Consider the following 17,457-nt stretch of genomic DNA (forward strand, 5'->3'; position numbering starts at 1 on the left):
TTAAACGAACTACTCAACGATTGAAGTCTAAACTACATACCACAGAGGACGTGCCAAGCTCTTTGGAATTTATATTGTTTGAGGTGTCTATCAGACGATACAACCGCATGAGTAACGAGGGCATGACCTCTTATTCACAGGACGGAGAAAGTATTACGTTTAGTGATGATGACTTTTCGGGCTTTGAAAACGACATTACGGACTATTTGAAAGAACATTCAGAGAACCCGTTGCCTACGATCAAGTTTGTTGACCCGTATTCATTCGGGAGGAAATACTAATGCGATTTGATACTCCGATCACGTTTTACACTGATCCGAGCAACAAATACAACCCGGAAACAGGTCAACATGACTCAACACCAACAGAAGTGTTCAAGTGTTGGGCAAACGTAACAGACAACGGCGTTCAACGTAATGTTGAAACGTTCGGCAACTATAACATTCAAACAAAAACAATAAGGCTAGTTGAAAGTATCAATTTCAACTGGTCTTTTTTGTTGATTGGGAATGATACGCAACACTGGATCAAGAAAACTAAAACCTCCACCTCAAAAGTGAAGAGTTTCCAAGTTGGTATTTCCTAATGGGAATGAAAGTGAAGTTTGTCGGACTGAACAAAGCAAAGGTCAAACTAACCGAACAGTCAGACATGAAGAGGTTTGTCAGTGTCGTTAGGAAGTCCACGGTTGAGGTACAAGAGAAAACCAAACGGAATATGGGAACTACATACACCAAGACGTATAAGAGCGGTAGCAAGGCAGGAAAACGAATTTCAACGGGTCAAACAAAGAAGATGACAAATATCTACTTTGAGGACAGCGGACTAAAGGGAATTATTAGACCGGAAACGGAATATTTCCAATACGTCGAACTTGGAACTCGTTTCATGGCAAAAGAACCGACTCTAAAGCCTGCATTGGATAGTGTTTACCCTGTATTTCTATCAAGAATAAAAAAGGCGGCGGAGGGATCATGATATTTTCCCCAGAGTTAGAAATATTCAATTATTTTTTTAAATATTCGACAAATAAAGGGTTTGACACCTACGACTATTTGCCTACCGAAGAGGAAAACGTACCTTACCCGTTCGTTATTATTGGAGATACTTCTCTTACACCTGATAGCACGAAAAACAGCTTAGATGGCAATTTAGAACTTGATATTGATTTATGGAATAACGCAAGCAATCGTGCAGTTATATCCAATATGATGAATGACTTCTTACATGAGGCGGTAAAAATTAAAAGCACCAAGAATTACACGACTGTTTTTGATATGCAACGATCAGAAACAAGACTCGTTACAGATTACAGTGTTGAGGGTCAAATCCTCTTACATGGAATCATGAATTTACATTTTGAAATAATTTAAAGGAGAGTTAAAACATGGCAGAACAATTAGTTAAATTACAAGGTAAAAATGCAGTATTGTTTGTCCGTCTTTTAGAGGACCAAGCAAAGATGGAGGCTCAACTTGTTCCTTATCAGACATCATTGAGTTTTGACCCAAGTGTTGACTCTGATTCAACAGCTACTAAAGATGGATCAGTTTCCTCTCAATCAAGCGTTGAGACAGAACTTGAAGTTGAGTTCGTAAACAACAACCATTTCATTGCTGATAAAATCAGACACGCATTATTTGACGGTCGCAAGGTTGAGGCATGGATCGTAAACAAAGACCGTATCAAGACAAATACGGACGGTTCAACAAAGGAAGTTTACGCATGGTATATGAGAGGTTCAGTAAACGAAGATAGCAACGACAACGACGCCGATGACCTTTCAACACGTGATGTTACTTTCACAGTTGACGGCACACCAAAAGACGGTTGGCTTTCACTTTCAGACGATCAACAAGCCGACTTTGATTATATTTTCCGTGGTTTGGATATTGCTAAGGACGACAACGACACCGCAGGCGGTACTAAGTACGACGAAGAAGCCGACGGAGCAAACCAACCAAAAGCACCAGCCACAGAATAAAAACTAACTAATTAGGAGAACAATTATGAACATTAAAGTAAACGACAAAGAATTTGAATTGAATTTCGGTATCGGTTTTTTGAGAGAACTCGACAAGGTTGCAGGTGTTGACGTGCAAGGCATTTCAATGGGAATGGCTCTCACAAGAACATTACCTGCATTGAAAGGTTGGGACATGCTTGCATTGATTAACGCTCTCTATTGTGCAACTCATGCCGATAACCCTCGTCCAAGTTATGACGACGTAGCAAATGCAGTTGGATCACAAACAGACAAGCAAATTGAAAAACTATTCACGGACGTTTTGGCAGAACTAAAAAAATCGCCAGTGGTTCGCTTTTCAGTCAACAAGCTAACACAGAACTAGACGGCAATAAAAAGCCGATCAGTTCCGAGCAAACGTACAGGGAAATGCTCTTGAATGCAATTTCTCGTTTTGGACTAACAGACCTAGTCGAAATATCCAAAATGAGCATACAGGAGTATTTCTTGCGTTTAGAGGCGTACCAGATCACACGGATAGATGAACAAGAGAACATTGCTTTGCAAGCGTGGCTCAATCAGACAGTACAGGCAACCAAGGGTTCATCTAAGCACCCTAAACCGAAGTACACGAAGTTTGATGAATTTTTCGACTCGACAGCTTACAAAAATAATGTTCACAAGAGTTTTGATCCTAATTACATTCCCCTTAATGAGTCAGAACATGAGTCAGAACAAAGGGAACAGGACGAAATACTACAAATATACAGAGAACGAGAAAAACAAAAAGAGAAGCAAAAACAAAAGGGGCAACCGAATTAAATTTCGTGTTGTCCCTTTTTTGCTAGAGAGGAGGAATTATGGGTCAAAGTTTTAACGTTGAGGGTGTTCTATCACTACAAGACAAAGGCTTTTCAAACACATTGAAGAATGCTGCAAACTCATTGAATGGGTTCGGCAAGAATGCCGGATCAAGTTTCGACGGTGCAAACCGATCAATGGACGGGTTGAGTCAAAAAGCCGATCAAGCTCGTAGCTCAATTTTGAACATTGCAGCAGGTATCGGAGCAATGCAACTTGTCGGTAAAGCGGTTGATATGGTTAAGAACTCGGTTAGTGGAGCTATTTCCCGTTTCGATACCTTGAACCAATATCCAAAGGTAATGGAGCAATTGGGCTATTCAGCTAAGGACGTAAGCAAGTCAATGGACACTTTGCAAAATGGTATCAAAGGCTTGCCTACCGCTCTTGATGACGTTGTTTCAACCACGCAACAATTCGCCTCTATCACTGGGGACGTTGACACGGCTGCAAAGACAACAATCGCATTGAATGACGCTTTCCTTGCGAGTGGATCAAGTGCAGCGGACGCCGCCCGTGGATTACAGCAGTATACTCAAATGCTATCGTCGGGTAAGGTAGATCTAATGAGCTGGCGTACGCTACAAGAAACCATGCCGTCAGCACTCAAAAAGGTCGCTGAGGCATTCGGTTATGCCGGTAGAAGTGCAACAAATGACTTATATGCCGCCTTACAGGACGGATCAATAACTGTGGATCAATTGAATCAAAAATTTGTTGAACTAGACAGTGGCGTCAGTGGTTTCGCTAGTCAAGCCCGGACCGCTTCGGGAGGTATTCAAACAAGTTTTGATAACCTTCAAAATGCGGTAACTCGTGGTATGGCAAATATGCTTACTGCAATTGATAAAGGATTGACAAGCAACGGATTCCCAACAATGGCGGATAACATTAACAAGGGACAAAATCTTATTGACGCAGGTTTTCAAAAACTAAATGGATCTATTCCGGGTGTAATTAGTAATTTTAAGAATTTTGGGGGTTCACTCTCACCACTTTCAGGTTTATTAACAGCGGTTTCGACTGGTGTCATGGGATTAATGGCATTTAGTACAATTGCTCCCCAACTAAATGCAACTGTTATTGGATTAAAGAACCTAGGTTCAGCATTTAGTTTTATTCTCAGTCCAATTGGATTAATAGCGGCAGGAATTGCGCTTTTAGCGGTTGCTTTTTACAAGGCTTACACAACGTCAGAACCATTTAGACAGGCTATTGATAACATTGCTAAGACCATTCATGGTGGCTTTGACAGTGCAATACAAGGTATATCAAGTGGATTACAAGCAATGGGAGTAGATGTTAGTTCGTCAACTAGTGTATTCCAATTATTTAACGATTTATTAGGGACAACGAAAGGTCAGCTAATTTTAGCTGGAACTGGATTAGTTGTTTTGGCGGCTGGAATATTTGCATTAACTGGACCAATTGGATTAATTGTAACTGCAATAGCGGGTGCCGTTGGTGCCGTAGTTGCATTTTTAACCACAACAAAAACAGGCAAAACAATAGTTTCAACCACAGTTGGGTTTATTCAACAGGCTTGGCAAGGGTTAGTCGACTTTCTTACAACACTGTTTTCCAGCATTGGTGAGTTTTTTACTAATGTTTGGAATTCTATTGTCACAGGACTAACTCCAATAATTAGCTCCATTCAAAACTTGTGGAACACCTTAGTTCAATTCATACAAATGATATGGACACCGATTGCACCATTCTTCACGGCATTATGGTCTGGGATAGCAACAATATTTACCACGGTTTGGACAACAATAGTTACCGTAGTACAGACATACATGACAATAATGCAAACCATTTTCCAAACGGGTTGGCAGATTTTAGTAGTGGTTGTTCAATCCGTTTGGACAGTTATCAGTACGGTTGTTTCAACTGCATTGAATGTAATTGCCAGCGTGATTCAATTGGTTATGGCAGTAATTCAAGGAGATTGGGGTGGAGCATGGAATGCACTCGTTTCTATTGTTTCAGAGGTTTGGAATATGATTTCCACAGTGATCTCTACTGTTTTAAGTGCAATAGTCTCCATCATTTCTTCTGTGTTAAGTGCGATTGCCTCTATTTGGTCGAGTATTTGGAATGGGATAATGTCTGTTGCCCAAGCAATATGGGATGGAATTATAGCTGTTATTCAAGCAAGTATCACTGCAGTACTGTCTGTCATCTCAGCAGTCCTTAATTCAATTAAAACTTTTTGGACAAATACCTGGAACGGCATTAAATCATTTGCTCAGGACGTCTGGAGTGGTATGAAAGAGGCACTATCTAACGCAATGAATGCTATGAGGAAAATTGTTTCTGATGTTATAAACTCGATAAAAAGACTATTTGATAAATTAGGTGATATAGATCTAGGAGAGGCAGGCCGTGCAATTATCAAGAGTTTTGAAAAGGGACTGCGTTCAGCTTTTGAAAGTGTCAAAAAGTTTATCGGTGGTATTGGTAGTTGGATAAAAGATCACAAGGGTCCAATCCAGTATGATAGAAAACTGTTAATTCCTGCCGGTAATGCAATCATGGGTGGATTAAATGGCGGATTAGTCCATGGATTTAAAGAGGTAAAATCCCATGTTTCTGGTATGGCAGATAGAATCAGTGAACTAATGCAACCAGATATTGGGATTAGCAATATTTCCGGAGCCATCAATTCAGCAAACAGACAGTTGCAAACAGGAATGCAAGCAAGTGTTAGTGGAGATATGACTCTTGCAGCTCAACCGGCATATATCAACCTAACAATGGGCGGTTCTTCGTTCTCAACATTTACTGATGACATTACAAGTCAACAAGATTTAAACATTCAACAACGTTTCGGGAGGGGGTTCTAGTTCATGTATAAATTTAGAAATCTTGATCGTGTATCGAATGATGACGATTTATTCATGCCGACGGAGGCAATGTATTTCATGGACACAGACTTGCCGATTGAAAGCATTGTGAATGGCTATCAGACAGTTCAAGTAAGTGGTAGGGAATTAGCTACGCCGGAATTAAACGTTCATGAGAGCGATTATTACGACGGCGGTTTCATCTTAAACAGACGACTACCGACAAGAGAAATAAAGGTCAAATATCTACTAGCTGCAAAGAACTCGACGGAGTTCCGTTACAGTTTTAATTTATTGAACCAACAATTGTTTACACGGGAAGTTTTCAAGTTCTATTTCCGTGATGAACCAGAGTATTACTGGATAGGTGCAGTTAGTGCCGTGGAAGAATTTCCGTCCGGTGTGAATGAGGGCTTTTCAACATTCACGATCACTTGTATTGACCCGTTCAAATATCCAAAACACCCGTATGAAATCACAGGAAGTGGAACGTTCACGATCACAAACGAAATTCCGTACTACACACAACCACAAGAAATCACGTTCAATTATACGGACGACGTTCAAAACACATACATTCAAGACGGGAACGGGCATGAAATATTTATTGAGGGTTCATATTCAAATAGGGACGAGGTAACGGTTATTCCTAATGATCCAGAGAATAAATATGTTTATTACTTTGGACAACCAACACCTGCAAAACTGATGTACATAAGTCAAATACAAGACTTTGCAATAAAGAAAGGTAGCACAATTGTTACAAGTCGAAATTGCTCGGTCACTATTAAAATAGGAGGGAAACTGTTATGACATTACTTTATTTTTTGGACGAAACTCAATCACTACTCGGAATTGTTGATCGTCAACTTAGTGGAACAGAGAAAATTCAAATCAACAAGGCAAACGAATTAGATTGTTCTATTCCGTTTAGTAAGAGAAATAGTGAGTTGGCTCAAAAAAGCCGGTATGTTGCAGTTCCCACTTATGCAAATGACCCCGATTTTGCACACCTGTATTCCATTACCACCTTTGACATGACAGTTTCAGAAATCAATTTCAAAGGCTTTGAAACAATGTATGAGGACATGACAGCAACTTGGGTCGGCAAGATATGGGGAAAAGACGACACCACAGGGTTGTTGTACGTTGATGAGTTACTGGATCAATTAATCTATGCTTTGCCGAATGAAAAAACATGGATCGTTGGAGTTACGCCCGATCACGACGAGTACGAACCACAGTCGTTTGATGATGAGGACGTAACAGTTAGCTCGGTACTTAGCAAAGCCGTTGAAGATTGGGGCTTTGAGTTTGATTTTGTGTATCAATTCCAAGGAAACACGATCACAAAACGAGCAATAAACGTGTACAAACAATTAGGAGAAGATAGAACCGACCTACATTTTGACGTAAGAAAAGACTTGACCGGATCAAAGTACACCGAGGATAGGTCGGGAATATATACAGCGTTGGTCGGCTATGGAGCAACACTCAAAATAGAAGAACCAGACGCCCCCGTTTCGGATCAATGGAACGACGTACCAAGCCCCGGAACAGTCAAGGTAAATAAGACCTTTGCTATTTTATACACCCGTGAATTAGTTCCATACACAGGCAGACGACTTGGACAAGATAGTGAATGGCGTACAGATATGTATATGGAAAAGGCAAGCACTCACGAAAAGTATTATCGAGTGTCTACAAACCAATACGTCAATTACATTGATGTTGATTTCACAGCGGCACAAGATGACAACGAAATAATCACAGATGAGGACAACTCGACAACCTCGACAGGTGGGGCAACCACAGAGCGAATAGTTGATTTCACGCAAGTTGAATGGACAAGTCCCAAGGCACCAGTCAACAAACCAAAAGGTCAAGGCTATGTGGAAGTTCCGTCCGCAACCGCAAGTTATGGGTACAGCGACGGAAGTCCACGAATTGGTGTTGTTACATTTGATGACGAAGTCCTCTCATCAAGATTGTTGTCCAGAACATACATGAAACTATTAACAATGTGTACACCTAAACGGAAATTAGAAACGTCGTTCAATCAAATTGGGACTGTCGGAATTGGGGACACAATCTATTTGTATGATGAACGGCTAGACGTTTACGTCGAGGAACGAATAACAGAGATCAATAGAAATCTATTAAATATTCACAATTCCACCGTTGTTGCCGGCTCAACATTTGCCCTCACACCAGAGGCAAGGCAAAGCGGTATCGAGGATATGATCCGAACAAGAATTAAAAAATACTCATAGGAGGTAAAGCATGACAGTTACAGAGATAACGCTAGATGATAGCAAAGCAAAAAGATATATCGCTCAACCTGTATGGATCAGACAAGACGACAGTCAAGACACGATCAAAGTTACATTGGACGAGGGACTCACGATCACAACCGACAGTGTATTTGAATTTGATTGCACGAAATTTGATGAACAAGTCATACAAGACAAAGAACAATCGAACTTTGAAATATTCAACGATATTTTAGGCAAGCCGATTGGGTTTACATACAAACTACCTGCGGAGATTTATCAGTCCTCCGGATCAACAACGGCAACATATTTCAGAATTGACGGTAGCTCAACCTCTAACTTTATTATTTATGTACAGAGGGCGGACGGTGTAGGCGGTACGGAAAGCAATTCGCTTATTTCAGACGCAAAGAGCGTTGTCAATGAGATTAGTTCCGTGTATCAGACTATTCAAGAAACAGCAAAGAATGCGGAACTAGACACCGAAGATATTCGCAAGCAAATCGACGATTTAGACTCAAAACTTGCGGACATAACAAAGTTGATTGATGACAATAATGTTATCAAGAAAACCGAAGCACAAGAAGTAATCACGGGAATTGTGAACGAAATGGACTTGGACACAGACGACAAAATTTCTGATCCAGACGTTTTGGCGAAAATTCATACGTTAGGAGCTGTTTAATATGGCAGAGAATAATCTAACAACAACGGCTCGTGCAGTGGTTCGTTCGGCGTTTGGAGTCAAAATCAACGATCCAAAAAATGCAGGTACGATCATAACTCGGACACCCGATCAAAACGGAGTTCTTGATTTATCCGACTTTGCAACCTCGACACCTATCAACATAGGGGACAGCGTAGCAGTTCCACAGACAACCATTCTTGATTATCAATCAAACAACAAAATGGCAACCGTTGAACTTAAAGGAATAAAGTCTGATTTAAGTAATATTCCTAATGGTTTGACCGTCAAGCATTCCAAAGCACAAACAAACATATTGGTTGGTTCAGCATTGAATGGTTGTGAGATCACAAGTTCAAAGCTATTTTCACGAGAAAGCCCGATCAGTTCCTCAACGTCGGGTCTACCAACATTGACTGATGACGGAGTTTCATTCACAAAAACTCAACTTAAAACTATGGTCGGGAAAGGTGTTCGTTATCCGTTTGAGAGTTCAAGTTTAGGAAGTTACATGTATTTGCAAGATGTTCCAGACATTGCAATGGTTTCGATAAGGTCTGCATATTTCGATTACTATTTTCATGAACAGGACGGCAAACTCATGCTTGATTATCAGTTCAATGCCGTTGCAAGTTCGGCGTCTAGTGGCTTGGTTAGTTTCCTACTCGACTCCATAACGGTTTATTAGGAGGGCTAATATGAACGATTTATCAAAGGTTGCGGAATTAGCAACAAAGACAATTAGGGCTATCAAAATCAAAAATTCTGATGGGGAAATCGTAACAATTAACGTTGGAGAAAATAATTTAATTGATCTAAGCTCAATCGACTAGGAGGTAACAATGAAAGAACAATTGTTACATATTGGCAGACATTACCAACGCAACTGGATATGGTTTTGGCTATCAATATGTACTGCATATTTGGGTTTGTTTGTAAAAAGCCAGAGAGATATTTTAAGTCAGGCACCCCCATGGCTGGGCTTTATAGGATTATTAGACACATCGTTCATGTTTGCTTTACTTATGTGCCTAGCAACTGTGGGAATTTTAATTTCCATTTGGAATATAAGACTTTGGGACATAAAGAACATTTTTGTCGGTCTACTAAGTACCGTCTGGGTGTTCTTTTTTATTACATTTATTCAAATAGATATTGAGTTACATCAATTTTCGATCGGTGCAGGATTAACCGCCTTTGTGATCGTATTGATTTTTCATACAGCAAAGGCGGGTGGATAGAATGCAACATGATTGGGTTACTGTTTTGGGAATGCTTATCTCGCTCGTTATGGGGGTGATTGTGGCGAAAATTAACCAAAGGGCACCGGACAAGGAAACCGATGGTGAACTTATCGACAAATTAAAGGCACAACTAGCCGATATTCAAACTCGGGATATAAAAATAGTTCAATTAGAATCGGAAATTGCACGGCTAAATCATTCAATTACTTTACTTTCCGAACAAATTGAAGAGTTAAAGGAGCAATCACAATTAATTGGACAGATTGGCTTGCGTGGTATTAAAAATAATAAATAACAATAGGTAGGAAAAAACATGGATTATATTTTAGGTTTAAATTTGATTAGTGCAGGAGAACTTACATTGATTGGTGTTGCGGTGTATGCAATTACTCAAGCAATCAAGATCAGTAAGATTAAATTAGCAAACAAGTATTTACCGTTTGTATCAATGATTTTGGGGGTGTTAATTGGTCTGTTTGTCGGCTTTATGCAAAATGATTCAAGTCTTTATCAAAGCGGATTTGCTGGCTTTTTAGTTGGTGCAAGTACAGCAGGACTATTTACAGGATTTAAAGGCGTAGCGGGTGGTTATTCTACCGAATGGAAACCAACCAAAGAACAAAAAAATCTGGATATGAAAGGATAGAATATGTTTAATCCTAATATCATTAATAAGACATACACATTAGACGATTATCAAGGTGATACACGGCTAGCTTCTAACCGTTTTATTATCCTCCACGAATCAGGTAATGATAACGACAAACGAGATCCACAAGCGTTACTGCATGAGGTTCAGTATATGCATAACAACTATGGCAGTGCTTACGTCCAGTTTTTTGTTGGTTATATGGACGGCAAGGCACAAGTTTACCAAATCGGTGAACCAGGCTACGTATCGTGGGGAGCATTAACGGCTAATCCATACGCACCAGTACAAATCGAGTTTGCCCGCACTGGCGACAAACACCAATTTAGAGAAGCCTATCGTTTGTATGTGGAAGTAGCTCGCTACTACGCTAATGCTTACGGTATCCCGCTCACTCTAGACAGTGGGGGCAATGGAATCAAGACACATCAATGGGTAACTAATAATTTTGGCGGTGACCACGTTGATCCTTACCCTTACTTTGCAAGCATGGGTATCACTAAATCACAGCTAGCATATGACCTTGCAAACGGATTTGATGACGATCCCGAACCAGAGAAGAAAGCCACTATTAATAATGTGGTGACTGTGACGGCTGACTACTTCAAAGCATTTACCACAACAAGTAGCAAAGGCGTTCCTCATATTGGGACTGATATCCTTAGTGGCACGGCATGGCAATCAGCTGATATTCTAGTACGTGATAAAAAAGCATACTTTAAAATCGGCAATGATACTTACATTCCACAGTCTGTCACTGACAAGGCGGGCAAGATTGTTATTAACTATTTAGACGGTTACGGAGTTAATGCATACAATTCTAAAGGTCAAAGCATAAAAGACAGCAACCAAGTATTTAAAGGTGGCACTTCATGGGCAACCGGTGAAGAACTATTTAAAGTACCTAATGTTGGCTGGTGCTACCAAGTTTCCACAGATGAATATATCCCAGTTAAATTTCAGCAAGGTAGTGGATTTAAGGGATAAGCATGATATACTAGTCTTTGGAACGGCAACAATACCCACATCTATTAATTTAGGTGTGGGTATTTTTTTGTTATATAAGTGATGAGAGTTTTATTAAACTTGAATTGAGGATAATTTCTTGATTTTTTTTGTTCATCAGTGTAGCGTTTATGATCAAAAAAATTTGAAACTTGATTAACTACCTGTTAATATGTTTGTTGAAGCAAGTCGTTTATAAATGCCTCTTGCTTAATGTTATTCAGTATATAATGTAGTTGGCGATACGCTACGTTGCTAGGTAGAGGCTTAAATCTACCCCTAGTCACAATTGGAGACTATTCCAATTCGGTATCGTAAATTATTGACCGTCTTTCATCTGAAGGGCGGTTATTTTTTTAAGGAAAGTATATGACGTTTAATTCTCAAGATGTTCCGTTAAATCGATTAATAATTGATAGTCAAAAAGATATCAATTTTAAGGCAATGTTATTTTAATAATTGACAACAAAAAAACACGCCTATTTTAGACGTGTTTTTCATTCGCTATTGCTTCGCTGTTCCCACATTACTATTTTTTTGAGTACCATTTGAGTACCATGAGTATGAAATCCTACGAAATTTCGTAAAACCTCAAAAAATAAAAACGTTGTGTTATCAAGGGTTTGCGCCCTTATAAAACGTAATGAAATTTAAAAAATGGAGATGAGGGGAATCGGATACTAATTTTAATAACTCCCGATATATCAGTAGTTACAAGGCTTCTCAAGGGCTGTTTTTTCGCTTAGGTACCATTTTGAGTACCATTTAGAAGTTCAGGAACTTAACCAGTTTTTCCGTTGCTTCTTTGTTTTGATCTGCTGTTACGTGAGTGTATATGTTTAATGTTGTTTGAGCGTCCTCATGTCCTAACAATGTTTGAGCCTCTTTAATAGTTGCTCCTGAGGCAAACAATGCACTTGCGTAGGAATGTCTAAAACCATGTATGGTTATTGGGTGTAATAAAGTTTGTTCACTGTTCACACGTTTCATTATTAAATCTAACCATTTCTTTGGAGTATTTAATGATTTAAAGTGATTAGTATTACTATGAAAAATTAACTGTGAACCTTTACCAATATTAAAACCCATTTTCAACAATTCCTTGCGATCCTGAATTCTCCAGAGGTTTAAATATTTAATTGTGGTTGTATCTAGGGGAATGGTACGAGTTCCCTTAATTGTCTTTGTGTCTTGAATTATCTGCTTTCCTCCAATACCTTGCGTCAGTGTTTTGTTGATTTGCAAAATGTTTTCGGTGTTGTTAAAGTCATTCCACGTTAATGCTAAACATTCACCACGTCTAATACCAGTGAATGCAAGTATTCTAAACAATGTGTAACGTTCTAACTCTTTTTTTGAATCAATAAAATCGAAAAAGGTTTTCAACTCATCTTTATTCCAAAAGTTTGGTTCTTTTTCAATATGTTCAGTTTTTCGTGGCATGATAACTCTTTTAGCTGGGTTGTCAGTAATGTACTGTTGCTGAATAGCATATTTGAAAATAGCACTGGTGTAATAAAACCAAGGTTTGAAATTGTTGGTAGTCGACTTAAACCATTTGTTTAGCTCACTTTGTATTTGAGCAGTAGTGATTGATCTAATTCGATATTTGCCAAATGCCGGTAATATGTGATTTTCAAAAATCTTTTTCTTTTTGTACCACGTACTTTCACGAACAGTATTCACATACCCCTCGAACCATTCATTATAAACCTCTTCAAAGGTTATATTTGTTTCTTTATGTTCTATAATTCCTTGTGTCGCTTGATACTCTAGTTTTTTTAATTCAACTTTTGCTTCTTTGAGAGTTGCAAAATGTCGATTTGTTCTTTTGCTCTTTCCGGTTTTCGGATCAATACCTAAATAAATATTAAATTTGTAGGCGGTTGATCCGTCTTTTTTTGTGTATTTTTTTATTTTCGTCATATTTTAGTCTCCCACCGTGGGAACAGGGAAGAAACGACATGAACAATTAAATGCTATTGAACATTATAAGTTTTTGATCCAATATTCTTGAAATCAGAATTAGAAAATTTAACTGTTACTTTATTTGTGTTTTCTAATTCAAACACTACTACACCTTGTGTTTTTTTCTTTGGTAGTAGTTTATCGTTCATTGCGTCCTCTTGTGTTTGAAGAGGGCTATTTGCGTTTTCCTTGATCATCTTTGTAGTAAACGTGAAAAGCCCAAGAACCTTGCTTTTTGTATATTTGAGCCATAATTACACCTCCAAAAACGTAATTTGAGTAAAAATAAATAAGCCTAGGGTGGCTTATTTAATGAGAATTTATAGCATTTCCTCTTTTTTCTTGTTAAATTCTTCTTGTGTTAAAACACCTTTTTCAACAAGTTTATGCATTTCTTCTAATTTATCTAAATCCAGTTTTTTATTTTTCTTTTCAGTGCTTTTTTCTTTAATGTATCCTGTGGTTTTTTGAGATACATTTTTTGTTAATTCTGGAGTTTTTACTTTTAAAAATCCAAGCATCTTATCAAAATAGGGCCTTCCAAATTTATATAATCCCAATAATATTACTGCTAATATTATAATAAAAGGAATTGTGTAAAATAACATTGATGGATCAAATAAAACTCTAACAATTATTATAAAGCTGATTATAAATATAAAAGTCTTCCATAGTAGTTTTGTCATTATTTGCTCCTAGTCGTTTAAATGCTGTACTGCGTAATCCGCCTCAGATTGTGTAAACTTTTCGCCATATTCTGATGTTAATTGATCTCTAATGCCTTCAGATGACATATCTTGGTCTTTTTGATAAGATTTAGCTTTTTTAAGTGCATTTTTATTGTAGTCAGCCTTTAGATTATCTACAGCATATTGTGCTGCTTCGGCAGAAAATTTATCTCCGTACTCAGAAGTTAGTTGGTCATAAATACCTTGTTTCGACATATACATAAGGTTCGAATATGTTTTAGCTTTATTTAGTGCTGATTTATATTCAGCTGGTACATTATCTTCTTTTTTAGAATCATCAGATTTAAAGAAGTTTTTTACTTTCTTTTCTGCCTCTTTTGTTTCTTTTGTATTAGCTTTCGGGGTAGTTTTTTCGGTCTTTGTACTTTCAGGTGTTGTTTTATTTCCACTGTCGGAGATTGTATTTCCTACAATAATAATTGCAAATGCAACGATTAACCAGAACCACCATTTCTTATAGAAAGGTTTTTTCTTATTTTCTTCTCTTTTCATAATTTGTAATTCCTCCCAATAGTCAGCTTTTATTGTCATCAGTGTTTGGACATTAAACTACAGTTCAGTTGTATATCTGATTGCTTTGCCAAGAATACGAGCAGGGCTGTCTTTGGTTACTATAATTGGATCATAGTCCTTGTTATCTGGCATAAGCATTACAATGTTCCCAGAATGTTTAACCCGTTTCAAAGTTGCTTCTGTATCACTATTAACTAGGACTGCAGCTATTTCATCGTCCTCAACTTCTGGTTGCTCTCTAATTAAGACATTGGAGCCATTAGGGATGGTAGGCTCCATTGAATGACCTTTAGCAACTAGATAGAATACGGTACCACTTGGGAGCGAGTCCTCAGGCTCCTCCAAATATCCTTCTATATTTTCTTCTGCAGTTATTGGATCTCCACATGCAATTTCGCCTAGTATAGGAATCATTGCAGTTTTATGCTTAGGAGATTGAGAGTTATCGATATTCAATAAATAATCAGGTTCTATATGAAATGCTTTGGCAAAATCATTTACGCGATTTAAAGGGAATTCTCTTGTTCTATTAAAATATCTGGAAACAGCTGATTTAGCCATACCGGTTCTGCGTGCTATTTCACTTATAGATAAATTTTGTTTTGATTTTAAATCATCTAATATATTCATAATTTCATCGTTAGTTCTCATAATTTTCTCCTAAAACTATTTAAATACTATGTTTCCTTAACATGTTTCTATTATATCATCGTTCCCAAAAGAATACAATACATAGGAATAAAACATCTTTATGTATTTAATTTAGCAAAAAGTGTTGACAAACGAGAACATACCCTTTATAGTAAGTATCGTACTCGAAAGAGAACGGAGGTGATTGACAATGACAATCAATTTGAGAAGATTAAAAGCAGAACGAATTGCAAGAGGAATCACACAAGATCAAATGGCGAGTCGCATGGGCTGGAGCACAAGAACACCCTATGCAAAACGTGAAAATGGTTTCGTATCGATTGGTGCTGATGAATTAGCTAAAATGGCCACTATTCTTGGATTCTCAAGGGATGAGCTCGGGATTTTTTTTACAAAGGACGTTCCCAATAAAGAACGGATTCATTGATTGAAAAATATAATTGCGAATCAAAAGTTTTAGGAAGGGAAAAATAAAAAATGAACGATTTAGTAATTATGAAAGATCAACAAGCAGTAACTAGCAGTTTACAAGTTGCAGAAACGTTTAATAAAGAACATAAAAATATAATTCGTGACATCGAACATCTATTGGAATCTGACAGCTCAGTTTTGAGCAGCCAAATATTTTTAAAATCTACACATGAAAATCGCGGAAAACAATACCCAATGTATTACATGAATCGAGACGGCTTCACATTATTAGCTATGGGATTCACAGGCAAAAAAGCTCTTAGATTCAAGATGCAATATATTGAGGCCTTTAACAAGATGGAAGAGCAAATCAAAACAGGTGGTTTCAAAATTCCATCGACAATGGCTGAAGCTTTACGTTTGGCGGCAGACCAACAGGAACAGTTAGAAGTGATGAAACCTAAGGCAATATTTGCAGATTCGGTAGCAACATCACATACCACTATCTTAGTTGGTGATCTTGCCAAAATCATCAAAGGTAATGGTGTTGATACTGGTGCAAGACGTTTATTCCAATGGATGAGAGATAACGGGTACTTAATCAAACGCAAAGGCGCAGATTATAATTCTCCAACTCAAAAATCGATGGACTTAGGCTTATTCAAGATTAAAGAGTCAAGCCATGTTAATTCAGACGGAGTCACGGTAGTAACAAAAACTCCAAAAGTTACTGGTAAGGGCCAACAATATTTTATTAATAAGTTTCTGGAAAATAACTCAGTTATTTCTAGATAGGAGGAATGATTATGAAAGTGACGTACGAGAATTTTTCGACAGCACAGGAGATTGTAGGTGAGTATGTGGACGCATTGTTTACAGGAAGACCGGTATACAACACGGATCGCAAGCGAGATTGTACAAGCTTGGAACTTATCAATGAAATAAAATCTGGAATCTCGGTAATGGAAACTTACTACTTGCAACAGGAGGCCGAATGATGGAAATAACTTTGACCGAACAGCAAGAGCACGAATTGATGAAATCAGTATATGGAGTTGTTGGAAAGGCAGTTGCCGATTTTAAAAGAGATAACGGACTGATTGCAAAAACATATATGAAGAAATACGAAGCAGTTAAATATATGAACGTTTCAAACAACACATTTGACGGTTTTATCTTGGAGGGTTTACCAAGTCACACGGTAAAAGGTGTTGTTAGGTATTACAAAAAAGAGCTAGACGAATTTATGCTCAATCATTAAAAAATGTGGGAACAGGAACGACAACAACAGGAGGAAACATGATAAAAGTCACACTCGAACAGCTAATCAGTAATGCAATTGTGATCGCAGGAGTATCAAGTTTAATCACTTATTTATTTACAAAGTACAAGTCGTTCAAAGGAATTATTGAAAATATTACAGATTTTTACGGAATGGATCACGACGAACCAGAAAACAAAGCAGGAGATAAGAATTTCAGAGAAAACATTTACAAGAAAGAGGGGCAAACACATGAACAGGTTTGATGAATGGCTACAAGATGAAACAGCCTACGGATCACTAACTCAAACAGAGGAAGAAAGCGAACCATATTACCCCGGTGCAGAACCTTGCGACGAAGAGAACGGGTGGTAG

At 38.0% G+C, this 17,457-nt stretch carries 27 protein-coding genes; 22 read left to right on the forward strand and 5 right to left on the reverse strand.

The window, feature by feature from the left end; genetic code table 11:
- Positions 1-20: 20 nt before the first annotated feature.
- From ABM34_RS13015 to ABM34_RS12875, 17 genes are read left to right on the forward strand one after another with little or no spacing between them, the layout of a single operon-like run.
- On the forward strand, positions 21-281 hold the full coding sequence (locus ABM34_RS13015; protein WP_417924676.1) for a phage head-tail connector protein: 261 nt from the start codon (positions 21-23) through the stop codon (positions 279-281).
- On the forward strand, positions 281-586 hold the full coding sequence (locus ABM34_RS00005; protein ID WP_048702329.1) for a hypothetical protein: 306 nt from the start codon (positions 281-283) through the stop codon (positions 584-586). The genes ABM34_RS13015 and ABM34_RS00005 overlap by 1 nt, the downstream gene beginning before the upstream one ends.
- Positions 586-978: a hypothetical protein gene (locus ABM34_RS00010; RefSeq protein WP_048702330.1), complete on the forward strand. Its 393-nt coding sequence runs from the start codon at positions 586-588 to the stop codon at positions 976-978. The genes ABM34_RS00005 and ABM34_RS00010 overlap by 1 nt, the downstream gene beginning before the upstream one ends.
- Positions 975-1,373, forward strand: coding sequence for a hypothetical protein (locus ABM34_RS00015; RefSeq protein WP_048702331.1), 399 nt, complete (start codon positions 975-977; stop codon positions 1,371-1,373). The genes ABM34_RS00010 and ABM34_RS00015 overlap by 4 nt, the downstream gene beginning before the upstream one ends.
- 14 nt (positions 1,374-1,387) lie before the next feature.
- Positions 1,388-1,984, forward strand: a complete 597-nt coding sequence (locus ABM34_RS00020; RefSeq protein ID WP_048702333.1) for a phage major tail protein, TP901-1 family — start codon at positions 1,388-1,390, stop codon at positions 1,982-1,984.
- Between the two features lie 25 nt (positions 1,985-2,009).
- On the forward strand, positions 2,010-2,351 hold the full coding sequence (locus ABM34_RS00025; RefSeq protein ID WP_048702335.1) for a tail assembly chaperone: 342 nt from the start codon (positions 2,010-2,012) through the stop codon (positions 2,349-2,351).
- Between the two features lie 50 nt (positions 2,352-2,401).
- Entirely contained in the window at positions 2,402-2,788 is a 387-nt protein-coding gene (locus ABM34_RS00030; protein WP_048702337.1) for a hypothetical protein, read from the forward strand.
- Between the two features lie 38 nt (positions 2,789-2,826).
- On the forward strand, positions 2,827-5,673 hold the full coding sequence (locus ABM34_RS00035) for a phage tail protein (protein ID WP_048702338.1): 2,847 nt from the start codon (positions 2,827-2,829) through the stop codon (positions 5,671-5,673).
- 3 nt (positions 5,674-5,676) lie between these two features.
- Positions 5,677-6,486: a distal tail protein Dit gene (locus ABM34_RS00040; protein WP_048702339.1), complete on the forward strand. Its 810-nt coding sequence runs from the start codon at positions 5,677-5,679 to the stop codon at positions 6,484-6,486.
- Entirely contained in the window at positions 6,483-7,946 is a 1,464-nt protein-coding gene (locus ABM34_RS00045) for a phage tail spike protein (RefSeq protein ID WP_048702340.1), read from the forward strand. The genes ABM34_RS00040 and ABM34_RS00045 overlap by 4 nt, the downstream gene beginning before the upstream one ends.
- A 10-nt stretch (positions 7,947-7,956) precedes the next feature.
- Complete coding sequence (locus ABM34_RS00050; protein ID WP_048702341.1) at positions 7,957-8,631, forward strand: hypothetical protein; 675 nt, start codon at positions 7,957-7,959, stop codon at positions 8,629-8,631.
- Position 8,632: 1 nt separating this feature from the next.
- On the forward strand, positions 8,633-9,319 hold the full coding sequence (locus ABM34_RS00055; protein ID WP_048702342.1) for a hypothetical protein: 687 nt from the start codon (positions 8,633-8,635) through the stop codon (positions 9,317-9,319).
- A 10-nt stretch (positions 9,320-9,329) separates the two neighbouring features.
- Positions 9,330-9,464 carry a hypothetical protein gene (locus ABM34_RS13440; protein WP_257719939.1) on the forward strand — a complete coding sequence of 45 codons (135 nt, stop codon included), beginning with the start codon at positions 9,330-9,332 and terminating at the stop codon, positions 9,462-9,464.
- Positions 9,465-9,473: 9 nt separating this feature from the next.
- Positions 9,474-9,872, forward strand: coding sequence for a hypothetical protein (locus tag ABM34_RS00060; protein ID WP_048702343.1), 399 nt, complete (start codon positions 9,474-9,476; stop codon positions 9,870-9,872).
- Position 9,873: 1 nt separating this feature from the next.
- Complete coding sequence (locus tag ABM34_RS00065) at positions 9,874-10,170, forward strand: hypothetical protein (RefSeq protein ID WP_048702344.1); 297 nt, start codon at positions 9,874-9,876, stop codon at positions 10,168-10,170.
- Positions 10,171-10,188: 18 nt separating this feature from the next.
- Positions 10,189-10,521: a holin gene (locus ABM34_RS00070; protein WP_048702347.1), complete on the forward strand. Its 333-nt coding sequence runs from the start codon at positions 10,189-10,191 to the stop codon at positions 10,519-10,521.
- Positions 10,522-10,524: 3 nt separating this feature from the next.
- Positions 10,525-11,511 carry a peptidoglycan recognition protein family protein gene (locus ABM34_RS12875; protein ID WP_053084431.1) on the forward strand — a complete coding sequence of 329 codons (987 nt, stop codon included), beginning with the start codon at positions 10,525-10,527 and terminating at the stop codon, positions 11,509-11,511.
- A gap of 783 nt (positions 11,512-12,294) precedes the next feature.
- Here the strand turns inward: ABM34_RS12875 and ABM34_RS00080 are convergent.
- The 5 genes from ABM34_RS00080 to ABM34_RS00095 form a co-directional block, all read right to left on the reverse strand.
- On the reverse strand, positions 12,295-13,455 hold the full coding sequence (locus ABM34_RS00080) for a tyrosine-type recombinase/integrase (protein ID WP_048702349.1): 1,161 nt from the start codon (positions 13,453-13,455) through the stop codon (positions 12,295-12,297).
- A gap of 53 nt (positions 13,456-13,508) precedes the next feature.
- On the reverse strand, positions 13,509-13,694 hold the full coding sequence (locus ABM34_RS13090) for a DUF5067 domain-containing protein (RefSeq protein ID WP_470290494.1): 186 nt from the start codon (positions 13,692-13,694) through the stop codon (positions 13,509-13,511).
- Between the two features lie 123 nt (positions 13,695-13,817).
- Complete coding sequence (locus ABM34_RS00085) at positions 13,818-14,183, reverse strand: SHOCT domain-containing protein (RefSeq protein ID WP_048702350.1); 366 nt, start codon at positions 14,181-14,183, stop codon at positions 13,818-13,820.
- 9 nt (positions 14,184-14,192) lie between these two features.
- Complete coding sequence (locus ABM34_RS00090; protein ID WP_048702351.1) at positions 14,193-14,738, reverse strand: Ltp family lipoprotein; 546 nt, start codon at positions 14,736-14,738, stop codon at positions 14,193-14,195.
- Between the two features lie 57 nt (positions 14,739-14,795).
- The gene (locus tag ABM34_RS00095; protein ID WP_048702352.1) at positions 14,796-15,410 is read right to left on the reverse strand and encodes a LexA family protein; all 615 of its coding nucleotides are present in this window, start codon (positions 15,408-15,410) and stop codon (positions 14,796-14,798) included.
- A 190-nt stretch (positions 15,411-15,600) separates the two neighbouring features.
- On the opposite strand from ABM34_RS00095, the gene ABM34_RS00100 reads away from it, so the two are divergent.
- The 5 genes from ABM34_RS00100 to ABM34_RS13445 all read left to right on the forward strand — a co-directional run bounded on the left by ABM34_RS00100 (position 15,601) and on the right by ABM34_RS13445 (position 17,457).
- On the forward strand, positions 15,601-15,837 hold the full coding sequence (locus tag ABM34_RS00100; protein ID WP_048702353.1) for a helix-turn-helix domain-containing protein: 237 nt from the start codon (positions 15,601-15,603) through the stop codon (positions 15,835-15,837).
- A gap of 50 nt (positions 15,838-15,887) precedes the next feature.
- Positions 15,888-16,616: a phage antirepressor KilAC domain-containing protein gene (locus ABM34_RS00105; RefSeq protein WP_048702354.1), complete on the forward strand. Its 729-nt coding sequence runs from the start codon at positions 15,888-15,890 to the stop codon at positions 16,614-16,616.
- Positions 16,617-16,815: 199 nt separating this feature from the next.
- The gene (locus ABM34_RS00115; protein ID WP_157023157.1) at positions 16,816-17,082 is read left to right on the forward strand and encodes a hypothetical protein; all 267 of its coding nucleotides are present in this window, start codon (positions 16,816-16,818) and stop codon (positions 17,080-17,082) included.
- A gap of 38 nt (positions 17,083-17,120) precedes the next feature.
- Positions 17,121-17,348, forward strand: a complete 228-nt coding sequence (locus ABM34_RS00120) for a hypothetical protein (RefSeq protein WP_048702359.1) — start codon at positions 17,121-17,123, stop codon at positions 17,346-17,348.
- Entirely contained in the window at positions 17,335-17,457 is a 123-nt protein-coding gene (locus tag ABM34_RS13445; protein WP_257719937.1) for a hypothetical protein, read from the forward strand. The genes ABM34_RS00120 and ABM34_RS13445 overlap by 14 nt, the downstream gene beginning before the upstream one ends.

Origin of the sequence: Companilactobacillus ginsenosidimutans, from assembly GCF_001050475.1 — a bacterium.
GTDB classification, from domain to species: Bacteria; Bacillota; Bacilli; order Lactobacillales; family Lactobacillaceae; genus Companilactobacillus; species Companilactobacillus ginsenosidimutans.